We start from the raw sequence: 7,380 nt of genomic DNA, 5'->3' as shown, positions 1-7,380 counted from the left end.
GCGCCACTGAGCGATGAGGAGATCGGCCGACTCCGCGCCCGCGCCCAAATCCGACGCCTGAAGGCCGGGCAATGGCTGTTTGCTCAGGATGACCCGGCCGAGCACTTCTTCTTCGTCCACTCCGGACAAATCCGCCTGTTTCGCCTGTCCGCCGAGGGCGAGGAGAAAATCATCGAGTTGATCGGCCCTGGCCAGACCTTTGCCGAGGCGCTGATGTTCATGGGCACTGGCCGCTATCCGGTGTGCGCCGCCGCGCTGAGTTCGAGCGAACTGCTCGCCATCGATGCAACGGATTTCGCCGCCATGTTGCGCGACTCGCCCGACACCTGCTTTGCCCTGCTCGGCGGCCTGAGCCAACGCCTGCACGCACTCATTGCCGAGATCGACAATCTGGCACTGCATTCGGCCAGCGTGCGCTTCGCCCGCTGGCTGCTCGCCGAACTGCCCGCCGATGCCGATGAATTGACGTTGGCCTGGCCGAAAGCGACGCTCGCCTCGCGCCTGACCATCAAGCCCGAGACCTGGTCGCGCATCACGCGACGCCTAAGCGACCAGGGGGTGATGACGGTCAGCGGACAACAGATTCGGGTCCATGACCGCTGCGCCCTGCGGCGGCTTGGTGAACTGGACGACCTCTGAGACCCACGCCTCGGCAGTGGGGCGCCGGACGTGTGCCATCCCGGCACGGGCATCGACAGCCGCCTGGGCTCGCCGCACGCCAAGCCATTGTGCGACGCAAAAATCCTGTACACTAATATGCTATCCGTCATTGACGCCGCGCTGCCATAGATCAAGGGGTATGGTCAAATCCGTGACATTGCGTGAGGCCTGGGCCGGCGAGGCCGATTGCCGGAATTGTGCGCTGCGCACATCGGTCCTGTTCGCTGGACTCGGCGAGCAGGACTTCGATCGCATCCACGACCCGATCGATCAGTTCGACCTGAAGCCTGGCACCGTGCTCTATCAGACCGGCGAGGTCGGTGACCATATGTTCACCGTGCGCAGCGGTGCGCTCAAGCTGGTCCAATACCTGCCGGACGGGAGCCAGCGCATCGTGCGCATCGCGCGCGGTACCGATGTGCTCGGACTCGAGGCGCTGCTTGGCAATGCCTATCAACACGACGCCGTTGCCCTCTCGCCGAGCGAGGTCTGCCGGTTTCCGACGCGGATGGTGAAGGCGCTCAGCAAGGACAATCCCAGCCTGCACGAGGAACTGATGCAGCGCTGGCAGCGCGCGCTCACCGAGGCCGACGCCTGGCTCACCGAACTCTCGACCGGCTCGGCGCGCCAGCGCGTGGCCCGGCTCTTGCTGCGCCTGGTGCGCGATCGCGAATCGAGCGAATGCCAGCTCTTCGGACGCGAGGACATGGGCGCCATGCTCGGCATCACCACCGAGACCGCCAGTCGCACCATCGCCAGCTTCAAACGCGAGAGTCTGATCGTCGAGTCGAGGCCGAATCGGTTCTTGCTGGATATCCCCAACCTCAGACGGATCGCCGAGGACTGAGGCGATTTCCGTCCATCGCCTGACGACCGCTCGGCCGCCTCCGCGCTCCGCCCCACGCATCCATGATCCCGCGCAAGCTAGCGATTGACAGCTTTCAATGTGGCCTTATATACGAGCCCTTAAGCTGCGCCGACCATGATCGGGTCAAGTCCCGACACCCCCCCTGCCTGCCAGCCGTTCGCGCCGGTGAAGCACATCGCCATGAAGCAAAGCTTGCTGAACGAACCTTATCCGCTCTTCATCCTCAGACTCGATCGCGATGAGATCCGCTACCAGAGCGTCGACGCGATCTGCGACTATTTCCGCAGCTGCATCGAAACGCATCGCTGCGGCCAGTTTATCGCCGTCTTCGATCATTACGCCCATACCTGTAGTCTGCCGGACGGGGCCGTGGAGGGCGAGATCCGCGCGGCCAAGAACGTGCTGTTCTGTTTTGGCCTGACGCTGCCCAGCGCCGAGGTCCTCGGCCTCAGGCCGCGCTCGATCGGAATCGCCGAACTCGACGACCAGTTCGTCATCAGCTTCATGGAAACGCCGATGCCGCTTGCCAACGCGGCCATGGAGGACTGGGCGCTCGGGCTACTCACGGAGACGGCCGATCCAGAATCGGGACTGACCCCGGCACCCAGGCCGGAACCGGACTAGCGCCTATCCCTATCAATCGCAGAGAACCCCGACCGATGCGTATCGCCGTCACCAGTCAGAACTTCAAGACCATCACCGGCCATGCCGGCAAGAGCCGCCGCTTCCTCATCTACGAACTCGAGCCTGGTCGCGAGCCGGTCGAGATCGAGCGGCTCGACCTGCCCAAGGATCGTTCGTTGCACGACGATCACGGCCCGGATCATCCGCTCTATCAACGCCAGCTCACCGCCATCCTGACCGGCAGTGCCGGGGAACCCTTCGTTCAACGCATGAACCGCGAGGGCATCGAGGTCATCACCACCAGCGAAACCGACATCGCCGCCGCGTTGCGGGCGATCGCCAGCGACGAGGCCCTGCCGCCGGCCGCGCCGCATGAGCACTGACAAAGACGGCAGGGGCGGATGCTGGATCGCACGCTGAGGATCGGCATCTAAACGCATGCACGCTGCTTCGGGGTTCCAACGATGCTAGATAGCGCAATGGTCGAGCTGTCGCGGTGGCAATTCGCCAGCACCGCGATGTATCACTTTCTGTTCGTCCCGCTGACCCTCGGGCTCAGTTGGATGCTGGTGATCATGGAAAGCGTCTACGTGATGACGGGGCGCCAGATCTATAAGGACATGACCAAGTTCTGGGGCAAGTTGTTCGGCATCAACTTCGCCCTCGGCGTCACCACCGGCTTGACCATGGAGTTCCAGTTCGGCACCAACTGGGCCTACTACTCCCATTACGTCGGCGATGTCTTCGGCGCCCCGCTGGCGATCGAGGGCCTGATGGCCTTCTTCCTCGAATCGACCTTCATCGGCCTGTTCTTCCTCGGCTGGGAGCGCCTGAGCAAGCGCCAGCATCTGGCGGTCACCTTCCTCACCGCCGTCGGCTCCAACCTCTCGGCGATGTGGATCCTGATCGCCAACGGTTGGATGCAGTACCCGGTCGGCGCCGAATTCAGCTTCGAGACCATGCGCATGGAGATGGTCAGCTTCTCCGAGGTGCTGTTCAACCCGGTCGCGCAGGTCAAGTTCGTGCATACCGTGGCCGCTGGCTATGTCACCGGGGCGATGTTCGTCGCCGGCATCAGCGCCTACTACATGCTCAAGGGGCGCGATCTGGCGTTCGCCAAGCGTTCGTTCTCGGTCGCCGTCGGCTTCGGCCTGGCCTCGGTGCTGTCGGTCATCCTGCTCGGCGACGAGTCCGGCTACGAGGTCGGCGACGTGCAGAAGGTCAAGCTCGCCGCGATCGAGGCCGAGTGGCACACCGCGCCGGCGCCGGCCCCGTTCACGGTCTTTGGTCTACCCAGCAACGCAGACGAGGAGACCCACGACGCGATCAAGATCCCCTGGCTGATGGGGCTGATCGCGACCCGCTCGCTCGACCAGGAGGTCACCGGCCTCAAGGATCTGATGCACGAGCACGAGATCCGCATCCGCTCCGGCATGATCGCCTATGAGTATTTGCAGCGACTGCGCAACGATCAGGATACCGAGGCGAATCGCGCGATGTTCAAGGAACACATGGACGATCTCGGCTACGGGTTGCTGCTCAAGCGCTACACCGATAACCCGGCCGAGGCCACTGAGGCGCAGATCCGACAGGCGGCGAAGGACTCGATCCCCGAGGTCGCGCCGGTGTTCTGGGCCTTCCGCGTCATGGTCGCCGCCGGGGCCTGGATGCTGTTCCTGCTCGCGCTCGGCTTCTACTACAACGCCAAGCGTCAGATCCAGGACAAGCGCTGGCTGTTGCGCGCCTTCCTCTACAGCATCCCGGTGCCCTGGATCGCCGCCGAGACCGGCTGGTTCGTGGCCGAGTTCGGCCGTCAGCCCTGGGCCATCGGCGAGGTGCTGCCGACCTCGGTGGCGGCCTCGAGCCTGAGCGCCAATGACCTGGCCATCAGTCTGAGCGCCTTCATCCTCTTCTACACCACGCTGTTCATCATCGAGATGTTCCTGATGTTCAAGTTCGGTCGCCAAGGGCCAAGCTCGCTGCATACCGGCCGGTATCACTTCGAGAAGGCCCACGCCGAGCCGCCCGCCGCCGGCGGTCCGCCCTCGGCAACCGCGCCCGCCCGCCAGCACCGAGGAGACCTCTGATGATCATCGACTACGAAATCCTGAAACTGATCTGGTGGCTGCTCGTCGGTGTGCTCTTCATCGGCTTCGCCGTCACCGATGGCATGGACATGGGCGTCGGCACCCTGCTGCCCTTCCTCGGCAAGGATGACGACGAGCGCCGCGTGATCATCAACACCGTCGGCCCGCATTGGGACGGCAACCAGGTCTGGCTGATCACCGCCGGCGGCGCCATCTTCGCCGCCTGGCCCCTGGTCTATGCGACCGCCTTCAGCGGCTTCTACTTCGCCATGTTGCTGGCGCTGTTCGCGCTCTTCTTCCGCCCGGTCGGCTTCGACTACCGCAGCAAGATCCAGGACAAGCGCTGGCGCAACGCCTGGGACTGGGGGCTGTTCGTCGGCGGCGCGGTGCCGGCGCTGGTGTTCGGCATCGCCTTCGGCAACCTGCTGCAGGGCGTGCCCTTCCATCTCGACGAACTGCTGCGGCCCTACTACACCGGCAATTTCTTCGGCCTGCTCAACCCGTTCGCGCTCCTCACCGGGCTGATCAGCCTCGGCATGCTGACCATGCATGGCGCGATCTGGCTGCAACTGCGCACCGGCGAGCCGATCGCCTCGCGCGCCAAACACTGGGCGCGCATCGTTGGGCTGGCGACCATTGCCGGCTTCGCGCTCGCCGGTCTCGATTTGATCCTCTTCGTCGATGGCTTCAAGGTGGTGAGCATGCCGCCGCTGGATGCGATCTCGAACCCGCTGACCAAGGAGGTCGTGGTCGATCCCTATGGCTGGCTGACCAACTATTGGCGCTATCCCTGGACCCTGCTGTTCCCGATCCTGGGCTTCGCCGGGCTGGGCTACGCGGTCTCGCTGTCGATGCGCGACCGGGCCGGACTCGGGCTGATCATGAGCGGGCTCGGCATCACCGGCATCATCATGACCGCCGGCGCCGCCATGTTTCCGTTCATCATGCCCTCGAGCAGCGATCCGAACAGCAGCCTGATCGCCTGGGACGCGACCTCGAGCCATCTGACGCTGACGGTGATGTTCTGGGCGGCGGTGATCTTCATCCCGTTGATCCTGATGTACACCACCTGGACCTATGCCAAGATGTGGCGGCGGGTCACGGTCGAGGAGATCCGCGCCCAAGATAACTCGGCCTATTAGCGCGGCCGATCCGTTCGAGCTCTTGGTTCAGCCCCCCAGATCAGTCCCCCGGATCGGACCCAAATCAGCCCAGCCTCGCGTCGGCCAGCCTCGGCTGGCGCCTTCACCCTTTTTGGAGCAGCATCGCATGTGGTACTTCACCTGGATTCTCGGCGTCTTGCTCGCCGTCGCCTTCGGCATCATCAACGTGATGTGGTATGAGTCCTCGCAGTGCATGGGCGATGCGCAAGACGACCAATCCTCGGATTGAGTGCATGAGCCGGCGCCTTTCACCCCGCGCCAGTCACCCGCCAGCCTCCACTCCCAGACATCATGCAGGACTACCAACCGCGCCCTGACCTCCTCCACGATCGCGTCATCCTGATCACCGGCGCCGCCGAGGGGATCGGCCGCGCGCTCGCCCTCGCCTGCGCCAAGCACGGCGCGACCGTGGTTCTCAGCGGCTTTCGCGAGAAGGCACTCGAGGCGGTCTACGACCAGATCGTCGCCGCCGGCTGGCCCGAGCCGGCGAGCCTGCCGCTGAATCTGGAGAAGGCCGACGAGCCGCTGATGCTCGGCATCGCCACCACGCTCGGCGACGAGTTCGGCCGTCTCGACGGGCTCGCGCACACCGCGCAGTACATCCCCTTCCTCAGTCGCATCGACGATTACGACGCCGAGCAATGGGAGAAGGTGCTGCGCATCAACCTCACCGCGCCCTTCCTGCTGACCCAGGCCTGCCTGCCGCTCCTGCGCGCGGCCGAGGCCGGCTCGGTGCTGTTCCAGTCCGATCGCGTCGGCCGCCGCGCACTGGCCTACTGGGGCGCCTTCGCCGCCGCCATGTCCGGCATCGAGGCGCTGATGCAGACCCTGGCCGAGGAGACCGAGGGCAACAGCCGCATCCGGGTCAACAGCATCGATCCCGGCGCGGTGCGCACCGCGCAGCGGCGCGAACTCTACCCGGCCGAGGATCCGAACACGCTGCCGACCGCGGACAGCATCGTCAATGCCTACCTCTACCTCCTCGGTCCTGACTCTCGCGGCCTGAGCGGACAGGCCCTGAGTGCGCAGACGCCGGGCGCGCCACCGAGACCCGCATGAGCCCAGCATGACAACCGAGATCGCACCTGTTGCCGATGCGGTGCGCCGCCGCGTGCTCGAGCACACACTGCGCAACAACGGCGGCTATCTGAGCCAAGCCTGCTCCGCCGCCGACATCCTCGCCACCCTGTATCTGCGCGTGATGCGACTCGGCCCCAGCACGGCGCCACTGATTCCGCGCGCATTCGCCGGCGTGCCCGGCCGCGACAACCCCCACGCCTTCACCGGCGCCGACTACAACGGCCCGCGCGCCCCGGATCTGGATCGGTTCATCTTCTCGCCAGTGCACTACGCGTTGGTGCTGTACGCGCTGCTGATCGAACTCGGCCGACTCGGTGCCGATGCGCTGGAGCGCTTCAACACCGACGGCAGTACGGTCGAGCTGATCGGCGCCGAGCACTCGCCCGGCCACGAGGTCACCGCCGGCTCGCTCGGCCAGGCCCTGAGTCAGGCCGGCGGCATCGCGCTCGCGCGCCGACTGCGCGGCGAGTCCGGACGGGTGTGGGTGTTCATGTCCGATGGCGAGTTCCAGGAAGGCCAGACCTGGGAGGCCTTCGCCGCGCTCGCGCACCACCGCATCGGCAACCTCGGTGTGTACATCGACGCCAATGCCCAGCAGTGTGACGGCCCCATGACCGAGGTGATGACCATCGAGCCGCTCGCCGAGCGGCTGCGCGCCTTTGGCGCCGAGGTGCATGAGGTCGATGGCCATGACGGCGACGCCTTGGCGGCGCCGGCACTGGCGCGATGGGACGCCCATCCGCTCGCGCCGCTGGCGGTCATCGCCCGCACCGATCCCTGCCGAGGCATCGAACTGCTGCGCGAGCGCGCGCCGAAGCTGCACTATCTGCGCTTCAAGACGCCGGCCGAGCAGGATGCCTATGAAGACTTGCTCGAACACTGGCAGGACAGCGCCCGC

Annotated in this window: 9 protein-coding genes; all 9 read left to right on the top strand. The window is 65.4% G+C overall.

The features are described from left to right. Window positions 1-639: Crp/Fnr family transcriptional regulator (locus ACLFQI_RS10055; protein WP_410759000.1), on the top strand; the 639-nt coding region annotated here is incomplete at its 5' end. 160 nt (window positions 640-799) lie between these two features. Continuing rightward, window positions 800-1,507 (top strand): Crp/Fnr family transcriptional regulator, encoded by a 708-nt coding sequence (locus tag ACLFQI_RS10050; RefSeq protein ID WP_410758999.1) that lies wholly within the window; start codon window positions 800-802, stop codon window positions 1,505-1,507. Between the two features lie 201 nt (window positions 1,508-1,708). Further along, complete coding sequence (locus ACLFQI_RS10045) at window positions 1,709-2,152, top strand: DUF6858 family protein (protein ID WP_410758997.1); 444 nt, start codon at window positions 1,709-1,711, stop codon at window positions 2,150-2,152. A gap of 35 nt (window positions 2,153-2,187) precedes the next feature. Further along, a complete protein-coding gene (locus tag ACLFQI_RS10040; RefSeq protein ID WP_410758995.1) occupies window positions 2,188-2,535 on the top strand; it encodes a NifB/NifX family molybdenum-iron cluster-binding protein in 348 nt (115 codons plus the stop codon). Between the two features lie 81 nt (window positions 2,536-2,616). Continuing rightward, window positions 2,617-4,239, top strand: a complete 1,623-nt coding sequence (locus ACLFQI_RS10035) for a cytochrome ubiquinol oxidase subunit I (protein ID WP_410758993.1) — start codon at window positions 2,617-2,619, stop codon at window positions 4,237-4,239. Then, window positions 4,239-5,381 (top strand): cytochrome d ubiquinol oxidase subunit II, encoded by a 1,143-nt coding sequence (cydB, locus tag ACLFQI_RS10030; protein WP_410758991.1) that lies wholly within the window; start codon window positions 4,239-4,241, stop codon window positions 5,379-5,381. Before ACLFQI_RS10035 ends, cydB begins: the two co-directional genes overlap by 1 nt. Window positions 5,382-5,508: 127 nt before the next feature. Next, entirely contained in the window at window positions 5,509-5,631 is a 123-nt protein-coding gene (gene cydX / locus ACLFQI_RS10025) for a cytochrome bd-I oxidase subunit CydX (RefSeq protein WP_410758990.1), read from the top strand. 62 nt (window positions 5,632-5,693) lie between these two features. Continuing rightward, on the top strand, window positions 5,694-6,461 hold the full coding sequence (locus ACLFQI_RS10020; protein ID WP_410758988.1) for a YciK family oxidoreductase: 768 nt from the start codon (window positions 5,694-5,696) through the stop codon (window positions 6,459-6,461). A gap of 7 nt (window positions 6,462-6,468) precedes the next feature. Continuing rightward, the coding region (locus ACLFQI_RS10015; protein ID WP_410758986.1) for a transketolase at window positions 6,469-7,380 on the top strand (912 nt) is incomplete at its 3' end.

The organism is Halochromatium sp., from assembly GCF_046541315.1.
In the GTDB taxonomy this organism is placed as follows: Bacteria; Pseudomonadota; Gammaproteobacteria; order Chromatiales; family Chromatiaceae; genus Lamprobacter.
This window is presented reverse-complemented; position numbering and strand designations above follow the sequence as displayed.